This is a genomic window from Streptomyces sp. NPDC085937 (genome assembly GCF_044540535.1).
In the GTDB taxonomy this organism is placed as follows: domain Bacteria; phylum Actinomycetota; class Actinomycetes; order Streptomycetales; family Streptomycetaceae; genus Streptomyces.
This window is the reverse complement of the sequence record NZ_JBITSH010000002.1, coordinates 441,501-464,301: the sequence shown is the minus strand read 5'-3', so window position 1 is coordinate 464,301 and position 22,801 is coordinate 441,501. Positions and strand designations below refer to the sequence as shown.

General features: G+C 71.2%; 15 protein-coding genes. 6 read left to right on the top strand and 9 right to left on the bottom strand.

Features of this window, described 5'->3' with window-relative positions:
- Positions 1-17: 17 nt before the first annotated feature.
- Positions 18-1,196 (bottom strand): glutamate 5-kinase, encoded by a 1,179-nt coding sequence (proB, locus tag ACIF8S_RS05545; protein WP_215213040.1) that lies wholly within the window; start codon positions 1,194-1,196, stop codon positions 18-20.
- A gap of 384 nt (positions 1,197-1,580) precedes the next feature.
- On the opposite strand from proB, the gene ACIF8S_RS05540 reads away from it, so the two are divergent.
- The gene (locus ACIF8S_RS05540) at positions 1,581-3,659 is read left to right on the top strand and encodes a hypothetical protein (protein WP_399997485.1); all 2,079 of its coding nucleotides are present in this window, start codon (positions 1,581-1,583) and stop codon (positions 3,657-3,659) included.
- A 34-nt stretch (positions 3,660-3,693) separates the two neighbouring features.
- Here ACIF8S_RS05540 and galE read toward each other — a convergent pair whose 3' ends face one another.
- Positions 3,694-4,662 carry a UDP-glucose 4-epimerase GalE gene (galE, locus tag ACIF8S_RS05535; RefSeq protein ID WP_399997483.1) on the bottom strand — a complete coding sequence of 323 codons (969 nt, stop codon included), beginning with the start codon at positions 4,660-4,662 and terminating at the stop codon, positions 3,694-3,696.
- Positions 4,663-4,669: 7 nt separating this feature from the next.
- Complete coding sequence (locus tag ACIF8S_RS05530) at positions 4,670-9,061, bottom strand: glycosyltransferase (protein WP_399997481.1); 4,392 nt, start codon at positions 9,059-9,061, stop codon at positions 4,670-4,672.
- 565 nt (positions 9,062-9,626) lie between these two features.
- Between ACIF8S_RS05530 and ACIF8S_RS05525 the strand changes: the two genes are divergently transcribed.
- Positions 9,627-10,583 carry a CDP-alcohol phosphatidyltransferase family protein gene (locus ACIF8S_RS05525; protein WP_399997479.1) on the top strand — a complete coding sequence of 319 codons (957 nt, stop codon included), beginning with the start codon at positions 9,627-9,629 and terminating at the stop codon, positions 10,581-10,583.
- A gap of 151 nt (positions 10,584-10,734) precedes the next feature.
- Positions 10,735-12,108 carry a glycosyltransferase family 2 protein gene (locus ACIF8S_RS05520; protein ID WP_399997478.1) on the top strand — a complete coding sequence of 458 codons (1,374 nt, stop codon included), beginning with the start codon at positions 10,735-10,737 and terminating at the stop codon, positions 12,106-12,108.
- A 60-nt stretch (positions 12,109-12,168) separates the two neighbouring features.
- On the opposite strand, the gene obgE is transcribed toward ACIF8S_RS05520, so the two are convergent.
- From obgE to rplU, 3 genes are all read right to left on the bottom strand, one after another.
- Positions 12,169-13,614 carry a GTPase ObgE gene (gene obgE, locus ACIF8S_RS05515; protein ID WP_399997477.1) on the bottom strand — a complete coding sequence of 482 codons (1,446 nt, stop codon included), beginning with the start codon at positions 13,612-13,614 and terminating at the stop codon, positions 12,169-12,171.
- A 104-nt stretch (positions 13,615-13,718) separates the two neighbouring features.
- Positions 13,719-13,973 (bottom strand): 50S ribosomal protein L27, encoded by a 255-nt coding sequence (rpmA, locus tag ACIF8S_RS05510; RefSeq protein WP_003976205.1) that lies wholly within the window; start codon positions 13,971-13,973, stop codon positions 13,719-13,721.
- A gap of 14 nt (positions 13,974-13,987) precedes the next feature.
- Positions 13,988-14,308 carry a 50S ribosomal protein L21 gene (rplU, locus tag ACIF8S_RS05505; RefSeq protein ID WP_004931419.1) on the bottom strand — a complete coding sequence of 107 codons (321 nt, stop codon included), beginning with the start codon at positions 14,306-14,308 and terminating at the stop codon, positions 13,988-13,990.
- 284 nt (positions 14,309-14,592) lie between these two features.
- Here rplU and ACIF8S_RS05500 point away from each other — a divergent pair, with 284 nt between their 5' ends.
- Positions 14,593-15,189: an acyltransferase gene (locus ACIF8S_RS05500; protein WP_399997476.1), complete on the top strand. Its 597-nt coding sequence runs from the start codon at positions 14,593-14,595 to the stop codon at positions 15,187-15,189.
- Between the two features lie 93 nt (positions 15,190-15,282).
- Here the strand turns inward: ACIF8S_RS05500 and ACIF8S_RS05495 are convergent, their stop codons facing one another.
- A complete protein-coding gene (locus ACIF8S_RS05495; RefSeq protein ID WP_399997475.1) occupies positions 15,283-17,376 on the bottom strand; it encodes a glycosyltransferase family 1 protein in 2,094 nt (697 codons plus the stop codon).
- Positions 17,373-18,752, bottom strand: a complete 1,380-nt coding sequence (locus ACIF8S_RS05490) for a glycosyl transferase (RefSeq protein WP_399997474.1) — start codon at positions 18,750-18,752, stop codon at positions 17,373-17,375. The genes ACIF8S_RS05495 and ACIF8S_RS05490 overlap by 4 nt, the downstream gene beginning before the upstream one ends.
- 298 nt (positions 18,753-19,050) lie before the next feature.
- Between ACIF8S_RS05490 and ACIF8S_RS05485 the strand changes: the two genes are divergently transcribed.
- Positions 19,051-20,223 (top strand): acyltransferase family protein, encoded by a 1,173-nt coding sequence (locus tag ACIF8S_RS05485; protein ID WP_399997473.1) that lies wholly within the window; start codon positions 19,051-19,053, stop codon positions 20,221-20,223.
- Positions 20,224-20,270: 47 nt separating this feature from the next.
- On the top strand, positions 20,271-21,362 hold the full coding sequence (gene wecB / locus ACIF8S_RS05480) for a non-hydrolyzing UDP-N-acetylglucosamine 2-epimerase (protein WP_399997472.1): 1,092 nt from the start codon (positions 20,271-20,273) through the stop codon (positions 21,360-21,362).
- 79 nt (positions 21,363-21,441) lie between these two features.
- On the opposite strand, the gene ACIF8S_RS05475 is transcribed toward wecB, so the two are convergent.
- Positions 21,442-22,725, bottom strand: coding sequence for a nucleotide sugar dehydrogenase (locus tag ACIF8S_RS05475; RefSeq protein ID WP_399997471.1), 1,284 nt, complete (start codon positions 22,723-22,725; stop codon positions 21,442-21,444).
- Positions 22,726-22,801: the final 76 nt, after the last annotated feature.

The following is a 22,801-nucleotide window of genomic DNA, read 5'->3' as shown; positions in this document are numbered from 1 at the left end:
GCCGACGTTTTGGGGCATTACGGTTGCAGGACCACGAGATCGTCCCTGTGTACGACCTCGCGTTCGTACCCGGGTCCGAGGTCCCGGGCGAGCTCGTGGGTCGAGCGCCCCACCAGGCGGGGGATCTCCCGGGCGTCGAAGTTGACCAGCCCGCGGGCCACCGCCCGTCCCTCCCGGTCCCGCAGCTCCACCGGGTCGCCCGCACTGAACTCGCCCTCGACCCCGGCGATGCCGGCCGGAAGCAGCGACTTGCGGCCCTGCACGACCGCCCGCACCGCCCCGTCGTCCAGGGTGAGCGAACCCTGCGGGGTGGAGGCGTGCTGCAGCCACAGCAGCCGGTCGGCGGAGCGGCGCCCGGTGGGGTGGAAGTAGGTGCCGGTGTCGCCGCCGCCGAGCGCCTCCGCCGCGTGGACCGCGCTGGTCAGCACCACCTGGATGCCCGCGGCGGCGGCGATCCGGGCGGCCTCGACCTTGGTGACCATGCCGCCGGTGCCGACCCCCGCCTTGCCGGCGCTGCCGATCTCCACGTGGGCGAGGTCCTCGGGGCCCCTGACCTCCGCGATCCGCGAGGTGCCGGGGCGGGAGGGGTCGCCGTCGTAGACGCCGTCCACGTCGGACAGCAGCACCAGCAGGTCGGCGCGGACCAGATGGGCGACGAGGGCGGCGAGCCGGTCGTTGTCGCCGAAGCGGATTTCGTCGGTGGCCACCGTGTCGTTCTCGTTGACGACCGGGAGGGCGCCCATCGCGAGCAGCTTGTCCAGGGTGCGGGAGGCGTTGCGGTGGTGGGCCCGGCGGCTCATGTCGTCGCTGGTCAGCAGCACCTGGCCGACCCGGATGCCGTAGCGGGCGAAGGAGGCGGTGTAGCGGGCGACCAGGAGCCCCTGGCCGACACTGGCGGCGGCCTGCTGCCGTGCCAGGTCCCGGGGGCGGCGGCGCAGTCCCAGCGGGGCGAGTCCGGCGGCGATGGCTCCTGAGGAGACGAGGACGACCTCCCGCTCCCCGCCCACCCGTCTCCCGCCGCCACCCTCGACCGAGGCCCTGCGGGCCACCCCCTCTTTCCTGGTCTTGGCCAGGACGTCCACGAGCGCGTCGACGCGATCGGCGTCCAGTCCGCCCGCCGCGGTGGTCAGCGACGAGGAGCCGACCTTGACGACGATCCTGCGCGCCTCGCCCACGGCCTGCCGTGCCCCTGCCACCTTGCCGTCGCTCCCCTCGCGCCGATCTTTCGCCCGCCAGGCAATCTACGCGAAGGGCGCGGAAGGCCGCGCGCGGGTCCAGCCTCCGGACATACCGGGGCCCGGCACCCGGACGCCGTACGCCGCTCGCGTGACCGGCCCTGTCGGGGTGGCGGGCCGCGCCGCGGCAGCCGTCTCAACGGGCGGCCGCACTCCTCGGCGTCGACCTCGCAGGCGGACGCCGCACGACGGCACCGGCCGGGGCCCGACGACACGCGCGTGTCGTCCGGAGGCCGACGGGCGTTAACCCGGGCGCACGTCCCTCACGACCCTGGAGTGACCGCAGTGCCCCTACCCACGTCCCGTCGGTGGCCCGGTGCGGCAGCCCGCCCACGCCGCCTCCCGTTGCTCCGCCCACCCGGCCGCCCCGCGCTCGCCACCGTCCTGACGGCGTCCGTCCTGGCCGGCGCCTACGTGGTGCAGGCCGTGGCGGCCCTGACCCCGCACGTGCCGCTGCTGCTGGCCGCGACCGCCGTGTCCCTGGCCGTCGAGGGCGTGCTGTACCGCTGGCAGCGAGGGGTGCCGGCGCTGTTCGCCAAGGCGCACGCGGACATCACCGTGCGCCATGTGCTGCGCGACCTGCTGCTGGTCGTGGGTCTGCTGCGACTCGGCGAGCAGCACCGCGAGACGCAGTACGCCCCGCTGCTGGCCGGTCTGCTGCTCTGCTACGCCCTGCACTGCGCCATCCAGGCCGCGTCCGTGCTGGTGCGCCGCACCCGGACGCTCCCCGTGGTGACCCGCAACATCGACGCCTCGGCGCTGCGCCTGTCCCCCGCCCCGGCCGCGCTGCTGCGCCGCCCCGGGCACCGGCTGCTCGTGTTCGGCCTGCCCGCGACGGCCGGACTGACGGCGACGACGGTGACGGACGACCCGCGGTGCGCCGCGGCCGGGATCGCGCTGTCGCTGGTGCTGGCGCTGGCCGGTCTGGCGGCGCTGCTGCTGCGGCTGCTGCCGGGCCGGCGGCCGGCCGGCGAGCAGGAGGTGCTCGCCTGGTTCGACGCCTGGCTGGCCGAGTACCGGCCCACGGTCGGCCTGTACTTCTCCGGCGGGGTGGCGTCCGTCTACCAGGCCGGGATGTGGCTGGAGCCGCTGGCCCGGCTCGACGCCCGGCCGGTCATCGTCCTGCGCGAACGGTTCATGGTGTCGCGGATCCCGGCCACCGACATCCCGATCGTGTGCCTGCCGAAGGTACCCACGCTGATGCGGCTGGAGCACTCCACGCTCCAGGTCCTCATCCACCCCTCCAACTCGGGCAAGACCTCCCAGGTGCTGCGCATCCCCACGATCAAGCACGCCTTCGTCAACCACGGCGAGAGCGACAAGCTGTCGTCCTGCAACCCGTACGCGAAGGCGTACGACGAGGTGTGGGTGGCCGGCCCGGCGGCGCGCGAGCGGTACGCGCTGGCCGACGTCGGGGTCGAGGACAAGGACGTGGTGGAGATCGGCCGCCCCCAGCTGGACGCGGTACGGCCGTACGCGGGGCCGCCGGTCGGCGCGTACACCACCGTGCTGTACGCGCCGACCTGGGAGGGCTGGGACGGCAACCCGGGCAACACCTCGGTGATCGCGGCCGGCGAGAACCTGGTGCGGGCCCTGCTCGCCGACCCGGGGGTGCGGCTGCTGTACAAGCCGCATCCGCTGACCGGCTCGGTGGACCCGCGGGCGGGCGCCGCGGACCGCCGCATCCGGGAGCTGATCCGCTCGGCCAACCGGGCCCGCTCCGGGCCACGCCCCGCCCCGTCGAAGGAACTGGCCGCGCTCACCGCGGAGCTGGACCGGCTCACCGCGGCCGAGTTCCGGGAGGGGGCCGACCAGGCCGAGCGGATGCTCGTCCAGCGCGCGCCCGAGCCGGGCCGTGCGGAGGCCGTGGCGCGGGCGGCGGCGGCGTGGGAGACGGCCCACTGGGCGTCGCTGCCGGAGTGGGAGCACCAGGTCGTGGTGGACGCCCGCCCCTCCCTCTACGCCTGCTTCAACGCCGCCGACCTGCTGATCAGCGATGTGTCGAGCGTGATCAGCGACTTCCTGGCGAGCGGCAAGCCGTACGCGGTGGCCAACACCGGCGGCCTCACCGAGGAGACGTTCCGCGCCCGTTTCCCGACGGTGGCGGCGGCGACCGTCCTCGCCCCGGACGCGACGGGCGTGCCCGCCCTGCTGGAGACGGTCCGGAACCCGGAGAAGGACGGTCTGGCCGAGGAGCGCACGGAGCTGCGCCTGCGCCTGTTGGGCCCGTCCGAACCCTCGTCCCAGGAACGCTTCGCGGAGGCCGTACGCGCCCTGAGTGCGGCGGCACACACGCACCGGACCCGTGTGACCGCGCGCTTCGCTCCGGCGCCGGTTCCCGGGCAGCGACTGCCCTCACCGTCCGCGGCTCTCTCGGCCCCGGCGAGTGACGGCGCGCCGGGGAGCGCCCTGGCCGAGCGGTAGGCCGGACGCCGAGCGTCCGGCCCACCGGCGTCCGTCATCCGTGACGGTGGCGCCAGCCCTGCCAGGCCGAGTCGATCATGTCGTCCAGACCGAACCGCGCCGACCAGCCGAGTTCGGTCCGGGCGCGGTCGGCGGAGGCCACGACACGGGCAGGGTCGCCCGGGCGGCGTTCGGTCACCACGGGGGCCACATCCTGCTGACCCGTGATCTTGAGGATGCGGTCCACCATCTCCCGCACCGAACTGCCCTCACCTCGGCCGATGTTGACCGTGAGAGCAGTCCCGGCCGGCGCCTCCTCGAGCCGGACCGCGGCCGCCAGGTGGGCGGAGGCGATGTCCTCGACGTGGATGTAGTCCCGCACGCAGGTGCCGTCGGGCGTGGCGTAGTCGTCGCCGAAGATCCGCGGCGCCTCACCGGCCTCCAGCCGTTCGAACACCATCGGGATGAGGTTGAACACACCGGAGTCGGACATCTCCGGGGTGGCGGCACCGGCGACGTTGAAGTAACGCAGGGAGGCGCTGCGGATGCCGTAGGCCCGGGAAGCCGCGTTGATCAGCCACTCCCCGACGAGCTTGGTCTCGCCGTACGGGCTCATCGGCCGGCAGTCGGTCTCCTCGGTGACCAGGTCGACGTCCGGCATGCCGTACACGGCCGCCGACGAGGAGAAGACCATCCGGTCGACGCCTGCCGCCTTCATCGCCTCCAGGAGCGTCTGCAGGCCGGTGACGTTCTCCCGGTAGTAGTACAGGGGCCGTTCCACGGACTCGCCGACCTGCTTCTTGGCCGCGATGTGCACGACACCGGTCACTCCGTGCTCGCGGAGCGCGGCCTCCAGCCGGGGACCGTCGAGCACGCTGCCGACCACCAGAGGCACTCCGGCCGGCACCCGGTCGCGGCTGCCGGTCGACAGGTCGTCGTAGACCACGACCTTCTGGCCGCCCTCGGTCATGGCGCGCACGACGTGCGCGCCGATGAACCCGGCGCCGCCTGTGATCATCCACATGCTTGGGTCATCCCTTTCCACGGTGCGGCGAGTCCAGGCCGTCGATGGCACGGAAGACACGCGCGCAGTTCTCGGTGTCGCGCTGCCCGAAGAAGTCTTCGACACGCCGAGCATACGGTTCCTCGACGGCGAAGCCCCGGTCGATCGCCGCGACGATCTCGTCGACGGCGCTCTCCACCGTCCGGCACACGGGCCCGAAGCCGTCGCGGGACAGCTCGAAGTAACCGCGGCGGTAGTGGCGCCCGTAGAAGTCGTCCTCGTCGAACGGCACGTAGACGACGGGCTTGCCCATGTAGGCCACGTCGAAGAAGACGGACGAGTAGTCGGTGACGAGGAGCGAACACTCCTTCATCGCCTCCTGCACACCGCGCTTGGTCTGGTCGGCCACCGTGATGTTCGGGTGGTCGACCCGGAAGTGGCGCAGGTACGGACGGATCTCGTAGTGGGGGTAGAACTCCAGGCGGACACCGGAGCGTTCCAGTGCGGCCCGCAGACGCTCGTCCTCGAGCACGCGGGAGTAGAACCGGAAGTACTCCGACGCCTGGAACTGGACCCGCGGACGCAGCTTGCGGTTGTACGAGGGCACCACGATGTCCCGCCGCCAGGTGGGCATGAGCAGCACGGTGGGCCGGCCCTCGACAGGCTGCAGCTTGTCGAAGCGCGGGAAGCCGAGGGCCTGGACCTCTTCTTCCGCGTACCCCATCTCCTCACGGATGTAGGCCGCCTCGTCGCGGGAGGCCGCCACGAAGAGATCGACGCTCGTGGACTGCCGGTGCGCCGACTGCGACACGTCGTTGTACGTCACGCCGTGCTGCAGGAACACCCGCCGGTAGCGCAGCAGATCACCGTACGCGCGCAGGTAGTCCACCTTGCTCACGTTGGGCGGCGCGAGATACGCCTCCAGGTCGTACGGCGAGATCAAACGGGTGGCGTGAAGCAGGTACAGGCGGTGCTTGAGCGATCCCAGGGCGAGCACGTTGCCGCAGTCCTGGACCTTCGCCCGGTCCGCCGACCCGGCGGCGATGACGTAGTAGACGTTGCGCCGCGGGTGGTTCTGCCGTACCCAGCGGAAGAAGTGGTACCCGTTGTCCTGGGCGGTGTCCTGCCGTTCGCCGACGATCCAGATGTCGCGTCGGGCGAGCACGGGACGGGAGAGCCAGTAGAGCAGGCGCAGGAACCATCCGGGCTGCCGGGCGGCGATCCGGCCGGCCTCGCGTGCGAAGCGGCGGGCGCGGTCGGTGAGCGCCGCGACGGAGCGGCGCCTCGCCACCCGCACGGAAGCCACGTCCTCCGCGTCCGAGGACACCTCGTAGCGGTAGCCGCCGACACGGTCGACGCCCTTGAAACGGTGGAACGCGGGGCGGCCGACCACAGGGAGGTCCACGAAGCCGCCCGGGCCGTGCAGCCGGACCGCGAGCGTGTGCGCGTCGCCGTGCAGCGCGGCCAGCTCATCGGGGCCGAGGTCGGCGCGCCACCCGCTGTGGAGGTCCCGGCCGCGTCGGATGTGCCAGCGGTCACGGCGGTACACCTGCCGGGCGGGCACGGCGAACTCCCGCCCGCCGGCCGTGGTGAACACCAGCTCCAGCGAATTGCCGAACCTGTCGTCCACGTCCACGGGGTCGAGCATGAGAAAGCCCTCGAAGCGCAGAACGCCGTCGACGGGGCGGACCGACTCCGCCCGGGCGGACCGGGGCTCCACGCGCAGCAGCGTGGAAATCTCCTCGTCGCCCTCGAGCCTGCGGTAGAGCGCCGAACCGCTCACCGACAGTTCGGGGAGGTAGCGCATCTCCTCGAACGGACGCGTGAAGGCACGGACGTTGCCCGCCTTCACCGTGTGATGAGTCAGGACGGTCGGCTGCGGACCGGCACACTCCAATACGACCTCGTCGGGGATGTCCCGGTACAGGCGGCGCAGCCGGGGGTAGACCACCTCCAGCTCCTCCCGCACCATCATCTTGGGCAGTGCGGTCATGTACGGGTGGAAGCTGCCGGCTACGAAACGCCTGACGGCGGCCTGACGTTCCTGGTCCGCCTCCGCGGAGGCGTCCAGCATCGACTGGCAGAGTGCCAGCAGTTCCCGGACCGCCTGCCGCCGGTCGAAGGCGGGCCGGGCGGCACGCCCCTCGGCGGTCACGCCGTAGACGAGCGTGTCGACCAGACGAATGCGCCGTGCGTGCAGTAGCGCGGTGGCGACGAGGGTGATGTGGCCGAGGTCCCAGCCGTCACCGATGTGGAAGCCGTGCTCACGCACCAGCCCGAGGCGGAACAGCTTGCCACCGGGCGACGCGGCGAAGAGGAGCTCGGGAGCCGCTGCGACGCCGTCGAAGGAGCGGTCCCCGGCCTCGAAGCGACCGCGCAGGAACATGTCCGTCTCGCGCAGCGCCGCGGAGTCCTGCCAGGTGTCCCCCAGCACGACATCCGCGCTCGCGTCGGCGGCCGCGGCGAGCAGCCGGGACAGCGCCCCCTCGGTGAGCACGCCTGAGCCGTCCATGAAGGCCAGGTAAGGCCCGGCCGCCCGGTCGAGCACGGACCGCCAGGACGGTTCACCGCCGTCGGGGCCCTCTGCGGGCACCAGGCCGACGTTGCCGTAGGCCTCGGCGAACTCGGCAGCGGCGGAGGGAATCTCGCCGTCCCCTGCGACCAGGAGGACCTGGGTGCGGGCGAAGGCGTCCTGGCAGGCCAGCGAGCGCAGCGCTGTCTGCAGGGCGTCTCCGTAGTCGGAGCAGAACACCACGACGGTCAGGTCGGGGCTGTCCTGGGCGCCGGGGTCCACCGGCATGTCGCGCCCCCGCCACCACTGCCACAGCTCGGCACTCGGGGCCTTGCGGGGCACGTACCGGTCGGCGGACGTCTCGATCGGACGCAGCACGAGGTTGCCGCTGCCGCTCACGTCCGCCCACAGTCCGGCGGGTTCCAGCACGGCGTCGAGAGGGCTCAGGTCGATGCCGCGGACGCACAGGGAGGTGGTGTGCTTCCGCCCCTGCCAGACCACCTGCATGTTCAGGTTGACGAGCCCCTGGGAGGGGAACGCCGCGATCAGCGACGCCAGGTCGAAGGAGAGCTTGTAGGACACGCGCGTCTTGTCGACGCGCACGTCCCCCACGTCCACGCTGGACCGCTGGCCCGTCTCCTTCGCACGCGCGTGCAGCACCAGCTTCAGGGAGTCGCCGGCGCCGATGCGCTCGAACTGGTTGAGGATGCCGCCCTCGAGAATGAGGGCCGTGCCGTCGAGTGTCAGGGAGGACACCTGGTTGAACAGCTTGCAGCTCTCGAACGGCTCGTTCTGCAGCCCGAGTTCGGTCACGTCGAGGAACTCGTCGGCTCCGGGGAGGTCCGCGTGCCGCTTCGACCAGTACACCCGGTCGCCCCGGCGCACCAGATCGGTGGAGACCACGCTGCGCCGCTGCTCGAAGTCGGCCACGGTCAGGGCCTCGTCCGCCAACCGGTTGCGCAGGTAGAAGGCACGCACCCGGTCCAGGGGGCCGCACAGGGTGTACGCGCGCTCGTCGATCTCGCCGAGGTACTCCGAGACCAGCTCCAGGAAGGCCGTGCGGAACTGCTCGTCTCCCTGCCGCAGCTCCTTCATGTACAGCCGCACGTCGTGGGTGAGGAACCGGGCGTCCTTGTGGACCTTGATGTCGAGGGCTCCGGCGTCCCGCAGGAAGGCATCCGTCTTCCGGTGCACCGCGATCCGGTCGCTGATGCTCCGGATCTCGCCGCGCCGGTTCGTGATCGACGCCGCTTCGCCCTGGGGGTCCTCCCACATCCACCGGTAGACCGGCTCGGCCAGGACCGAGATTCCGGAGGCGAGCGTGTAGGACTTGGCGGAGAAGTAGGTGTCCTCGTAGAAGACACCCTCAGGGAAGAAGATCTCGTTGGCCAGCAGGAAGTCCCGCCGGTAGAGCTTGGCCGCCGCGATGGGGTCCTTGATCAGGTCGGGCCAGTCCCGGACACCGTCCACGGTGCGGTCGGCGCCGTAGAGCGCGGACTGCCACACCTGCATCGTGCCGCGTCCCGTGTTGATCCGGTGGGCGCGCCCGGCGGTGATGTCGGCGCCGGTGGTCCTGGCCGTCTGCAGGAGCAGTTCGCACGCCTTGGCCGGCAGTTCGTCGTCGGAGTCCAGGAACATGACGAACTCACCACGCGCTGCCCGGATGCCGTCGTTCCTTGGTGCCCCGACGCCTCCGCTGTTGGTCTCGCGGGCCACGACACGGAGGCGCGGGAGGCGGTCCGCGTAACTCTCCGCAAGGGAACGGCTGCTGTCGTGGGACGCGTCGTCGACGACCACGGCCTCGAAGTCCTGGCACGTCTGGACCACCAGGGAGTCGAGAGCCCGGCCGAGAGTGTCCGCGGCGTTGTACGCGGGGACAACGACGGTGATGCTCGGTGCAGCGTCCACGCGCGGGGACATCACGCCTCCATAACCAAGGACTGACAGTCGGAGAGCTCCCGCGTCCGGACTCCTCACGCCGGCCACGGCCCGGAAGGTGCACGAACCGCTGCTCGCGGAGGAAGGGAACTCCTCGGTCGAGGGCTCCGTCACTGAGGTGCGTCCGGCTGCTGAGGTCCAGAGATACAAGGAAGCGGCTGGCTCTCGAGCAGATTATCGTAACCCGACTGCCTACTTGACACAGATTTGGTCACCATTCAGACATAGTCGCCTGTTCCTGCGCGGCTCCTGTGATTCATGACACAGACATCTGTGGAGCGTGCAACCTTCGGCGGATGAACGTTGTCCTGCGACTGGGGGAACGGCGTATGGTTGGCCGCCTGCTGCTGACGGCGGGGTGCCGGCCGTGGACTACCGTGCTGCACGGACTGCGTTCTCTGCCGGTGAGAGGGCGCCGCCCTGCCCGGCCGTCGCCGTGGCGCGACCTACCACCTCCGCGCGCTCCTCGGCGCCCTTCGCCGAGGACCACCGAAAGGGCCTCCTCGAGACCATGGATATACCTCCGCTCGCCGAAGTGCGCAGCCGCACTGAGAAGAAGCGGGACGCCTGGTGGACCGTCCTCCTCGTCGACCCGGTAGCCACTCCTCTGGTCCGATGGACCGCCATGTGGACCAAGATCACGCCGAACCAGATCACCTGGGCGGCTCTCCTGCTCGGCCTGGGCGCAGCCGCCTGTTTCGCCCAGGGCGAGTGGCAGTGGCTGGTCATCGGCGCGGTCGTCTATCACGTGAGTTTCATCTTCGACTGCATGGACGGGAAGCTGGCCCGGCTGACCGGCAAGGGATCGGAGTTCGGCGGCTGGCTCGACTACATCTTCGACCGCATACGCGTGCTCATCTGCGCTGTCGCGCTGATGGGCGGCCAGTACGAGCAGACCGGGAACGTCGCCTTCGTCTGGCTGGCGGTCGCCGTGGTCTTCCTCGACGCGCTCCGCTACCTCGACGCCCTGCAGATCTTCAAGGTGCGTCAGGCCATGCGGACGAAGCTCCAGGCCGCCGCGGACGAGGCGGCGGCCGTCACCTCGGGAAGCACCACCCCGGCACAGCCGGCGGCTGCCCAGCGGACCGAGGAAGAGGACGAGGCGTCGGACGAGGCACTCACCGGTGAGCCCGTCGTGCCCGCCCTGGGGAAGGTCACCCAGGAGTCCTTCCTCCGCCGGTTCACGCGGTACTCACGCATCCGGGATTTCCTGATCAGCCACCGTATCCGCACCCACCTGATCAGCGGCATCGAGTTCCAGATGGCGGTCTTCATCATCGCCCCGCTCACCGGCGCCATCATGGGCGTGACGATCGGAGCCGGCATCGGCCTGCTGCTGTTCGAACTGGCCATCATCTACAAGCTCATGCTGTCGACCCGCGACTTCGAGCGCGTCATGGCCCGCTACCGCCGTACCATCGACGCCGCGGGCGCGACCGCCTCGGTGCCGTCCCAGACCGACGGGTCCACCCGGGTGTCGACCTCGGCCTGAGCCGGCGTTCCCCCGTCTCACCGTCGGTCCCGTAGCACACCGGACACCTCCGGCACCGCCGGCCCCCGCCTCGAACGGGGGCCGGCGGTGGCGTTTCCCGCTCGCGACCGCGTACGGCCCCTCACAACGCCCCAGCACTGGAGTGTCACCGGTGACGGACCCGTCCTCCCCCGACCTCGCACTGATCGTGCCCTGTTTCGACGTGGCCGGACATCTCCCGCGTTTTCTGGCGTCCGTCTCGTCCCTCACGGTTCTCGACCGGGCCCAGGTGATCCTCGTCGACGACGGCTCGACCGACGGCACGCGTGGTCTGCTGGCCGACTTCGCCGACCGCCACCCGCAGGCCCAGTTGGTCACCCAACCCAACGGCGGTCCCGGGGCGGCACGCAATCGCGGTCTGCGCGAGGTCCGAGCCCCGTACGTGACCTTCGCCGACGCCGACGACGTGCTGGCGCCGGACGGACTGTCCGCGATGCTCGCTTCCGCCCGGAGCAACGGAGCCGACGTCGTCGTCGCGGACTTCACCAACGTGCCGCTCCGTCCGTACGGCCGGTGGAAGCGGTACTTCGGCCACGGCGACCAGCACGTCGACGACCTCACCCGTCTGCCCGACCTGGTGTTCTCGGCGAGCGTGTGGAACAAGCTCTTCTCCGTGCCGTTCCTGCGCCGTACCGGGGCGGTTTTCCCCGAGGGCGTGCTGTTCGAGGACGCCTGGTTCAGCATTCCGGCCTTGCTGTCCGCGCGCCGCATCAACCTGCTGGACCGCCCGGTCTACGAGTACCGGCAGCGAGAGGACGGATCGTCCATCATGGACTCCCTGCGGGAGAGGGCGGACAACTACCGCGACCACCTCGACCTGAATCTGCATCTGCTGGATTTCGGCTCACGCCGTGGCCCCGGGGCACGGCGGCTGATGGAGCGTTACGCCGCCTTCACCTACCTGGGGTTCCTGCGGAGGCTTCCCGACGCTCCGCCCGGTCTCGACGTGGACGCACTGCTGCCCGACCTCGGCAAGCTCTACGGTGGCATCTCCGACGAGGTGCTGCGGGAGTTCGTGACCTGCCGCCGGGACGCCGTGCTCCAGACCGCGGCCAAGAAGGGCGGGCTCGGCGCCCTCCTGGCCGACGGCGAGGCGCGGCCGACTGCCGGAGCCCCTCTGCCGGACGAAGGGATCTGGCAGCCGTTGCCCCTCAACCCCGCGGTCGTCGCCCACGGCGACCCCCCGCGGTACCGGCGCAACGGCGACCGGATCGAACTCGGCGGCGCGGTCTCGGCCGCGGACGGACACGGGCTGGGCTCCCCCTGGACCTCCAGCAGCACGCCTCTCAGCGGGGTGCTGGGACCGGCGGTGTGCCCGCCCCGGATCTGCCACGGTCCGGCCGTGCTCCAGACACTGACCGGCTCCACGCTCAACGTGGGCGCCCTGCGCATGTCCGGGGACGGAGTACTGACCCTACGGCTGCCGCGCATCGACCCGCGTCCTGGCTGGGCCGATCTTTCCGCCATGTCGTGGCCCCTGTCGTAGTCCACGACGCGGCAGCGCGTCCTCTCCGTGGCCCCCTCCGCGGGGCGCGGGCACGGGCCGTCAGAACGGCTCGAAGCCGTCGTACTCCCGGTCCGCCTCGTCCCGCTCGGCGTCGCGGTCGCGGCGGCGCTGGGCGGCCGGGCGGGGCGCCTCGAAGCGGTGGTCCTCACCGCGGCGGCCGAGCATCTCGGCACCGGCGGTGACGGACGGCTCCCAGTCGAAGACCACGGCGTTGTCCTCGGGGCCGATGGCCACGGCGTCGCGGGAGCGGGCGCCGGCCTTCATCAGCGCGTCCTCGACACCGAGGCGGTTGAGCCGGTCGGCCAGGTAGCCGACGGCCTCGTCGTTGTTGAAGTCGGTCTGCCGCACCCAGCGTTCGGGCTTCTCGCCGCGCACCCGGAACACCAGCTCGCCGCCGGTCTCCTCACGCGTGACGGTGAAGCCGGAGTCGTCCACCGCCTTGGGACGGATGACGATGCGGGTCGCCTCCTCCTTCGGCCGGGCCGCGCGAGCCGTGGCGACCAGCTCGGCGAGCGCGAACGACAGCTCCCGCAGCCCGGTGTGGGCCACGGCGGAGACCTCGAACACGCGGTAGCCGCGCGCCTCCAGGTCCGGTCGGACCATGTCGGCGAGGTCCTTGCCGTCCGGCACGTCGATCTTGTTGAGGACGACGATCCGCGGCCGGTTGTCCAGGCCGCCGTACTGCCGCAGCTCCTCCTCGATGATGTCGAGGTCGGAGACGGGGTCGCGGTCGGACTCCAGGGTGGCGGTGTCCAGCACGTGCACCAGCACGCTGCACCGCTCGACGTGGCGCAGGAACTCCAGGCCCAGCCCCTTGCCCTGGCTGGCGCCGGGGATCAGGCCGGGGACGTCGGCGATGGTGTAGACGGTCGAACCGGCGGTGACCACACCGAGGTTGGGCACCAGCGTGGTGAAGGGGTAGTCGGCGATCTTGGGCTTGGCGGCGCTGAGCACGGAGATCAGGGACGACTTGCCGGCGCTGGGGTAGCCCACGAGGGCCACGTCGGCGACGGTCTTGAGCTCCAGGACGACGTCGCGCAGGTCGCCCGGCTCACCGAGCAGTGCGAACCCGGGCGCCTTGCGCCGCGCCGAGGCGAGGGCGGCGTTGCCGAGCCCGCCGCGGCCGCCCTGGGCGGCGACGAAGGAGGTGCCGTGGCCGACGAGGTCGGCGAGCACGTTGCCCGCCTTGTCGAGCACCACGGTGCCGTCCGGCACCGGCAGGATCAGGTCCTGGCCGTCCTTGCCGGAACGGTTGCCGCCCTCGCCGGGCTTGCCGTTGGTGGCCTTGCGGTGCGGCGAGTGGTGGTAGTCGAGCAGCGTGGTCACGGACTGGTCGACGGTGAGGATCACGTCGCCGCCCCGTCCGCCGTTGCCGCCGTCGGGTCCGCCGAGCGGCTTGAACTTCTCGCGATGGACGGAGGCACAGCCGTGACCTCCGCTACCCGCGGCGACATGCAGTTCGACGCGGTCCACGAAGGTGGTCATGGAATGTGCCTCCAGCTACTACGGGGTTGTGTCTCTTGGGTAACACGCGAAAGGCGGACCCGCTTCCCGTCGGGAAGTGAGGTCCGCCTCGCGAAAGTGTCCGATCAGGCGACCGGAACGATGTTCACGACCTTACGGCCACGGTGGGTGCCGAACTGCACCGCACCGGCCTGCAGCGCGAACAGGGTGTCGTCGCCGCCACGGCCGACGCCGGCGCCCGGGTGGAAGTGGGTGCCGCGCTGGCGGACCAGGATCTCGCCCGCGTTGACGGCCTGACCACCGAAGCGCTTCACGCCGAGGCGCTGAGCGTTGGAGTCGCGGCCGTTACGGGTGGACGATGCGCCCTTCTTGTGTGCCATCTCTCCTCAGTCCCTTACTTCGCAGCCGCGGGGATCTCAGTGACCTTGATCGCCGTGTACTGCTGGCGGTGGCCCTGACGACGGCGGTAGCCGGTCTTGTTCTTGTAGCGCAGAATGTCGATCTTCTGGCCCTTGTGGTGGTCCACGACCTCGGCCTGGACCTTGATGCCGGCCAGCACCCACGGGTCGCTGGTCACGGCGTCGCCGTCGACGACGAGCAGGGTCGAGAGCTCGACCGTGTCGCCGACCTTGGCGGTGGAAATCTTGTCAACCTCGACGATGTCGCCGACAGCAACCTTGTGCTGGCGACCACCGCTGCGCACGATGGCGTACACGCGGATCTCACTCTCACTCGAAGAACGGCACCCCCGCAGGCCAGTCGCCCACGCAAGCGCGGGTGACCTCTCCCGATCGCGGCCCGCGTCCGGGAGGAAGAGGTTTACGGGGATGTGGCGGTCCCGATGGACACGCCGACGGTCAAGGTTACGGGCCCCCGCCCGGGGGGTCAAACCGGGCCCCGCCGCACAGGCCGGGGCACCACCCGCCCCGGACGGAAGGGGCCCGGGGCGGGCACCCGTATGCTCAGCGGGCGTAGCCGGACAGCGGAAGGCGAAGAAGAGTGAACTACAGGGTCCAGCCCAGCGCCCAGGTCGACGGGAGTGCCGAGATCGGTGCGGGCAGCAGCGTCTGGGACCTCGCACAGATCCGCGAGCAGGCCCGCCTCGGCGAGGGCTGCGTCGTGGGACGCGGCGCCTACATCGGTACGGGCGTGCGCATGGGCGACAACGTCAAGGTGCAGAACTACGCCCTCGTCTACGAGCCGGCCGAGCTGGGGGACGGCGTCTTCGTCGGCCCGGCCGCCGTCTTCACCAACGACCACAACCCCCGTTCCGTCGACCCCGAGGGCCGGCAGAAGCGCGGCGGCGACTGGGAGGCCGTCGGCGTGACGGTGGCCGAGGGGGCGTCCGTCGGGGCCCGCTCGGTGTGCGTCGCCCCGGTCCGGGTGGGGCGCTGGGCCATGGTCGCCGCAGGGGCCGTCGTCACCAAGGACGTGCCCGACTTCGCCCTGGTGATGGGCGTGCCCGCACGGCAGACCGGCTGGGTGGGTCGTGCCGGACACAAGCTCGTGCAGAAGGAGTCCGGGGTGTGGCAGTGCCCGGAGACGGGCGCGCTGTACGACGAGAAGGACGGTGTCCTCACCGAGCGCGACGCCTGAGGGGGCTGATGCACGGAGAGCGGCCCGTGGCCCGCAGGAACACTCCTGCGGGCCACGGGCCGTTCCGCGTGCCGTCTCGCCGGCGTACGGCCGTCAGCCGATGCCGAAGAGCCGGTCGAACTCGCCCCGGACCACCGGCCAGTCCCACGAGGCCAGAGCGTGCTTCTCGCTCTCCCGACGGTGTTCCGCCCAGGTCTCCTCGTCGGTGGTGACGGCGAGGATCCGCTCCGCGGCGGCCTCCGGGGTGCTCACCACCCAGTCCGCCGGATAGAGAGTCGAGGCGCCGTGCTTCTGTCCCGCGAAGAAGGGCCAGTCACGGACGACGGGAACCGCCCCGCTGGCGGCGCCCTCCATCACGCCCACGTGGCAGCCCTCTCGCACCGAGCTGCTGAGGATGACGCCGACGTCCCTCAGGTTGCCGCGCACGTCGGTGGTGGCCCCCCGGCGCTCCACGGCACCCTCCTTCACCAGCGGGGCCAGCTTGCGCTGGAAGGAGCGCTGGTATGCGGCTGCCGCCTGGCTGTTCCTGGTGTCCATGTCGCCGCCGATCATCACCAGCCGGTAGCGCTCGTCGCGGCGGCGCAGTTCCTGGATGACGCGCAGGGCCCACAGGGGGTCCTTGGCGACCTGCCCGATGCCGACCATGCCCACGGTGAAACGGGCGCCGGGGTTCTTCGGGAGGGCGAAGCCCGAGAGGTCCATGCCGTTGTCGACGATGTGCGTGCGCGGCGCCTGCGGCCCGGTCAGGGCCGGGACGGAGCGCAGGGCCAGGTCGCGGATGTGCTCCGCGACGAAGACCAGGTCGTCGACGCGGGAGAAGTCCGTGAGCCGGGGCCAGGAGGAGAACACCTCGTAGCTGTGGAGCCGCACGACGATGCGGGCGGTGCCCGGGTCCACGCTGGTGAACAGCGTCGCGGCCGCGGCGCACCAGTCGATGAACACCGTGTCGGCCCAGTCGAGGTAGGGACGCAGATGCTGCTCGGCGGTGAAGCCGTACATGGGGTCCGCGCCGAGGCGGTGCGCGATGAGACGCCGCCGATCGTTCGCGAGCCTCTTGATGCCGGGATAGTCGGCGATGTCGAGGAACCTCAGCTCGACGGCCGGGTTCGACTCGTAGTGATCCCTGATCAGGCCGAGGAAGTTGTCGTTGCCGTCCGTCACGACGAGCAGGCGCCGGGGCCTGTCCTGCTCCTGGTCGGCCGCCGGACGCGCCCGGCCCTGCGGGGCGGTCGCCGCCGCACCCACGGTGGACGCCGTGACCAGACGGGCGAACTCCTCCGCACGCTTCGGCAGCGGGCTCTCCCGCTGATCGATGTGCGCCACCCGGTGGAAGGCCGTCTGCAGCGCGTGATGCACGAACACCGCCGCCTCGCCGGCGTCGTCCGCCGCGAAGAGACGGTCGGCGTGAGCGAGATCGGCCTCGGCGGACGCCAGCAGCGTGTCGGGGGTGAGCCCCTGGCTCAGTGCGCGCCGCGTCGCCGTGCGCAGCACCTCGGCCCGCGACCCGGTGTCCCGCAACCGCTGCGCCACGGCACTCGCGGTGGCCACCGCGGCCCGTGCCTCGCGGCGACCGAACAGACCGGTCATGACGCTGCGGGTCACCTCGACCCGGGTCTGCTGCGGCAGCGGGAGCAGGGGCACCCGACGGGCGACGGCGGAACCGATCCGGTTGCCGAGCACCTTCTCGTGGCCCAGGAGCAGCGCGCCGTCGGACAACTGGTCGGATGCGGGCCCGGCATGTGTCGCGTCGGGAACGGACACGGACGGCGCGCGGCCCTCCTTCATCGCTCGCACCAGACGCTGGGCCGCGCCGAAGCCGACACAGGCGTGTGCGGCGGCGTTCAGCCGGGCGAGTTCCCAGCCGCTGTAATAGGCCTTGGAGTCGACGGCGACGATCACGTCGGCAGCCTCGGCGAGCCGGAGGACCTTGTCGTCCCCTCCGACGTAGGCCCAGAAGCGCTCGTGCGGGTGCGCGTGCAGGGCACGGCCGCGCGTCCGCCAGTCGAGATTGGCGCCGTCCGTCGTGACACGGTGGACGGTGTCGATCCCCCAGTCCGCGTCGATCTGCTTCTGGGCGAACGTCCCGACCAGGTGGACGCGGACGTCCAGCTTCTTCATCTCGCCGACGAACGTCTGGAGAATGTCGGTGTTGGGCGTGCGCCCCACCACGACGAGCACGTCCCTCACGCTTCCACCTTCTGCTTGGCCGCGGGGTCAGCGGCGAGAACCAGTTCCGTCAGTTCGCGGACCGCGGGAGCCATGACCGCGCCCCGCTGGTACGACGCCCCGTGCGCCTTGGCCGCCCTGCGCTGCTCGTCCGTGGCCGAGGTCGCCATGTGCGCGGCCCGGCAGAACGACTCCGTGAGCTTCTCCACGTCGAGACCGTAGGCCCCGGTCCACAGCGGGTGGCCCTCGAGCAGGTCCGAGGCGTCGTGCTCGCGCTCGTGGACCGAGACGACGGGCAGGCCGGTGGCCATGTACTCGTAGACCTTCCCCGACGTGACGTACTTGCCGCCGACGATGATCAACAGCAGGGCGTTCCAGCGTCCGTAGAGGTCGGACACCTCTCCCTTGGGCACCGGTCCGCCGACGACGACACCGTCGGCAGCGGCCTCGTGCAGCATCTCCATGTGCCGGTTCGCCCCTTGGTGCGCGCCGACGCCGATGTGTCCGCGCACCTCGAGTGTGGCGTCGGCCAGCAGCGGCTCGCGCTTTCGGGCCGCCCTCCAGGACTCGAGGACCTTGGCCAGCAGAGGCACCGGGAACGTCACTGTCCCGAGGTAACCGAAGACCAGCGGGGCGCCGGGGTCGCGCACGGTGGCGGGCAGGGCGACGCTGTCGGCGTCGTAGCCGTTGCGCACGACGTGGATCCTGGAGCGGGCCTCGGGGTAGCGCTTGCGGTAGTGCTCCGCGATCGGGTCGTTGACGCACCAGAAGGCGACCGCGTCCGCCAGCATCCTGGCCTCCCAGACACCTGCCGGCGAATCCTCGAGGAACGCCTCGACGCCCTCCACGACGTCGAGCGACCAGCCGTCGCGGAAGTCGACCGCGTAGGGGACCTGGTGGTCGTCGTAGAGACGGCGGATCGCGGCGAGCTGTACGTAGGGCACGCAGCTGGCCATCGCCAGCGTCACGGGATTCTCGGCGTGGATGCGGAGCGCGGCCTCCTCCAGGTCGGGGCGCCAGCTGCCGAACACGGGGTCGGGGAAGATCTCCTGGACCTCCTCGCGGGCCTTGCGCGCCCAGGCGTCAGGATCGACCGCGCGTTCGCGGGAGAACTTCCGCAGATCCGTCTCCAGGTCGTCCCGGGACAGCGGCAGCTTCACCACTTCGATCGTGGGATCGACCGGGTCGGACAGCGTCGGGTCGATGCCCGAGTCGATCATCCAGGACTCGTCCTCGATGGTGACCACGGTGACCCGCCACCCGTGGGCCACGAACTGGTTGGCGGTCTCCCTCATTCGGTAGGCACAGCTCTTGGCCGCAGGAGGGAAACCGATCGCGAAGTACAGCAGATGCGGCTTGTCCTGACCCTCGGCGGATGTCAGGTCGGCGGGTGGCACAGACTTGTCCTCGACTGGAGTGGTTGACTCGGGCGGCCGTGCGTCCTCGCTCAGCCGTGGTGAAGACGAGAGGCGCACACCGGCCGGTGGTCAGGCCGGCCCGGTGGGGGTGGCCTTCCTTCACCGTTCGGCGGTGTGTCTGACCCCGCCTCCAAATGGGAGGGATTATGACACACGTTCGGCGGAATTTTCTGTGGGGGACGTTTGCCGGCCTTCTCTCCGCAGTCGTATCCGCTGAAGGTGCGGCGCCGTGCAGACCGTATGCTCGGTCCACACTGCGACGACGAGGGGACGTGGGATGTCCGGGGGGACACACAGGGCACCGGAGCCGGCACGGCGTCGGACGGCTGGTGCCGCCCTTGGCCGGGACCGGCTGCCTTCCCTCACCGGCCTGCGTTTCTGGGCCGCTCTGGTCGTGGTGCTGTACCACCTCTCCCGGAACGTCGGGGAGATTCCAGGGCTGAGCGACGCGGTGTGGTACGGCCGCACCGGCGTGACCTTCTTCTTCGTGCTCTCCGGATTCGTTCTCGCATGGACGTACGACGGAGCGAGCGTCCCGGGCAAGGTCTTCATGTGGCGCAGGTTCGCCCGGATCTGGCCGATGATGGTGGCGAGCACCGTCCTGTCGGTGGCCGTCATGGCCGTCCAGAACGACGCGATATCGGGCGCTGCGGTCGCCACCTCCCTGTTCCTGTTGCACGCCTGGGTTCCCGATCCCGTCTACGCCTCGGCCGGGAACCCGGCCGCGTGGTCGCTGAGTGACGAGACCTTCTTCTACGCGGTCTTCCCTCTGCTCCTGGCCGCTCTCGCCGGTCGAAGGGCACGGACGTGGGCGTGGACCGCGGCGCTCTGTTGCGCGGCCCTGATCCTGGTGTGGCCGGCGGCGGCCTCCGTCACCTCGGACACGTTCCTGCGGGTATGGGCACTGGACTACGTCCCCCTGACCCGTTCCCTCCAGTTCGTCGTGGGAGTGGTGGCCGGGCTCGCGGTCAGGCGCGGATGGCGGCCCCGGGTGCCCCTGCCTGCCGCCGTCGGTCTGGTCGCCGCCTGGCACGTCCTGCTGATCCCCTGGTCACGCGCCGTGCCGGACTCCCTGTGGTACAGCCCGTACAGCGCCTCCCAGTTGCTGTCGACCCCGTTCTTCGCCCTGCTCGTCGTCGCAGCCGCCTGCGCCGATCTCGAGAGCCGCCGCACGGGACTGGGCGGACCCTGGATGATCCGGCTCGGCCACTGGTCGTTCGCCTGGTATCTGATTCATGAAATAGTCATCCGAATCATCGAGGGCCTCTGCGGTCACCCTGTGTCTCTGCTGGGGACCGTCGAGGTCTGGGCGCTCGTCCTGGCGGTCAGTCTGGCGTTGTCCGCAGCCGCCTACCAGTGGATCGAGCGTCCCGCCGAGCGCACCCTGCGCAGGCTCGGCCCACGCCCCGTACCGCCGAGGCCACAGCCGCAGGCAGCACGCGCCGAGTGAGGGCGCGTACCCGGATCGACCGCCCCTGACCGAGAAGAAGAGACGCCGTGAAAGTCATCAGCATCGTCGGAGCCCGCCCCCAACTGGTGAAGCTGGCCCCCATCGCCGCAGCATTCGCGCAGACCGAGCACCAGCACGTCATCGTGCACACCGGCCAGCACTACGACGCCGACCTGTCGGACGTCTTCTTCAGCGGGCTGGGCATCCCGGACCCGGACGTGCACCTCGGCGTCGGATCCGGAAGCCACGGCGTGCAGACCGGCTCGGTGCTCTCCGCCCTGGACCCGATCCTCGAGGAACAGCGGCCGGACTGGGTCCTGGTGTACGGCGACACCAACTCGACGATTGCGGGTGCCCTGTCGGCCGTGAAGCAGCACATTCCCGTCGCCCATCTCGAGGCGGGGCTACGCTCGTTCAACCGCCGCATGCCGGAGGAGCACAACCGCGTGCTCACCGACCACTGCGCCGATCTGCTGCTCGCGCCCACCGAGGAGGCCATGCGCCACCTGGCCAACGAAGGGCTGGAGCACCGGGCCCGTCTGGCCGGTGACGTCATGGTCGACATCTGCCTGCGGATCCGGGACGCCGTCCTCGCCGGCGAACACCCGGCGCCGGCGCTGCCCGAGGGCATCGACCCGGCCCAGCCGTTCCTGCTGGCCACTCTGCACCGCCCGGACAACACCGACGATCCCGAGCGCCTGGCCGCGCTCGTGCAGTCGCTGGCGGGGCTTCCTCTGCCCGTGGCCCTGCTCGCCCACCCGCGCCTGGTCGCCCGGGCCGAGCAGCACGGCATCAAGCTGGAGCAGGGTTCCGTCCGCGTCGGACGCCCGCTGCCGTACGCGGGTCTGGTCGCCACGGTCATCGCCTCCGCAGGGGTGGTCACCGACTCGGGCGGTCTGCAGAAGGAGGCCTACCTGCTCGACCGGGCGTGCACCACCGTGCGGCCGGAGACCGAGTGGGTCGAGACCCTGGAGGGCGGCTGGAACGTCCTCGTCCCCGACCCGCACAGCTTGCCGGCCTCGGAGTGGGCGGCCCTCGCCTGCCGCCCCGCGCCCGGGACGGCGCGCGGTGTTCCGTACGGTGACGGCACCGCGGCCCGCCGCGTCGTGCAGCTCATGGAGGAAGCGGCCGGCTCCTGACTCCGACCGCCGAACAGCGCTGAGCCCCTGCCCGGTCCTCCGGGCAGGGGCTCATGCACACGCCGTTCCGGGGCCCGGGTCAGCCCCCGATGACGACCCGCCGCACACCCTCCCAGCGGGCCGGGTCGGTGGTGCGGCGGCCGTCGACCAGGACGCGGACGTCCGGCAGGTCGGCCGCGGACAGCTCGCGGTACTCGGCGTGGTCGGCCTGGAGGATCGCCGCGGTCACGGTCTGGCCCTCGTGCGGGGGCAGGCCGTGCGCGGTCAGTTCCTCGGCGGTGTACATCGGGTCGGACACGTAGGGCACCGCTCCGCGCTCGCGCAGCGCCTCCACCGTGCCGTAGACGCCGGAGAACGCCGTCTCCTTGACACCGCCCCGGTAGGCGGCGCCCAGGACCAGGACGTTCACGCCGGTCAGGTCGCCGTGAGCGGCAGCGAGCAGGTCGACGGCGTACGCCGGCATGGCCGCGTTGGCCTCGCGGGCGGCGCGCACCACGGTCGCCTGCGGGTCGTTCCACAGGTACATCCGCGGGTAGATCGGGATGCAGTGGCCGCCGACGGCGATGCCCGGCTGGTGGATGTGGCTGTAGGGCTGGCTGTTGCAGGCCTCGATGACCTTCTTGACGTCGATGCCCGCCGTGTCGGCGAAGCGTGCGAACTGGTTGGCCAACCCGATGTTGACGTCGCGGTAGGTGGTCTCGGCGAGCTTGGCCATCTCGGACGCCTCCGAAGTGCCCAGGTCCCACACGCCGTTGGGCCGCGGCAGGTCGTCGCGCTCGTCGAAGTCGAGGACCTGTGTGTAGAAGTCCACGCCGCGCCGCGTCGACGCCTCGTCGATGCCGCCGACCAGCTTCGGGTAGCGCCGCAGGTCGGCGAAGACCCGGCCGGTGAGGACCCGCTCCGGGGAGAAGACCAGGTGGAAGTCCTCGCCCGCGGTCAGGCCGGAGCCCTCGGCGAGCATCGGCGCCCAGCGGTCCCGGGTCGTGCCGACGGGGAGCGTGGTCTCGTACGACACCAGGGTCCCGGGCTTCAGCCCCTGGGCGATGGCCTTGGTCGCCGCGTCCATCCAGCCGAAGTCGGGTACGCCCTCCGCGTCCACGAACAGCGGCACGACCACGACGACGGCCTCCGACCGGGCCACCGCGTCCGCGGTGTCGGTGGTGGAGGAGAGCAGTCCCTCGTCGACGGCCCGCTTGAGCCGGACGTCGAGGTCGTGCTCGCCGGGGAAGGGCTCGGTACCGGCGTTGACCAGTTCGACGACCTTCTCGTTGACGTCGGCGCCGATCACCCGGTGGCCCTTGGAGGCGAACTGCACGGCGAGCGGCAGTCCGATCTTCCCGAGGGCGACTACACAGATGTTCATGGGCGGGTTGCCTCTTTCTCGGGGCGGGCTGCGGAACCGGGGCACGGAGCCCGGACGGAGGGAACGGCGGGCGGCG

Coding starts and splice junctions, on each gene's coding strand:
- galE (WP_399997483.1), bottom strand. CDS start 4,662: ATGTGGATGATCACAGGCGGCGCCGGGTTCATCGGCGCGCACGTCGTG.
- obgE (WP_399997477.1), bottom strand. CDS start 13,614: ATGACCACCTTCGTGGACCGCGTCGAACTGCATGTCGCCGCGGGTAGC.
- rpmA (WP_003976205.1), bottom strand. CDS start 13,973: ATGGCACACAAGAAGGGCGCATCGTCCACCCGTAACGGCCGCGACTCC.
- ACIF8S_RS05485 (WP_399997473.1), top strand. CDS start 19,051: ATGTCCGGGGGGACACACAGGGCACCGGAGCCGGCACGGCGTCGGACG.
- ACIF8S_RS05475 (WP_399997471.1), bottom strand. CDS start 22,725: ATGAACATCTGTGTAGTCGCCCTCGGGAAGATCGGACTGCCGCTCGCC.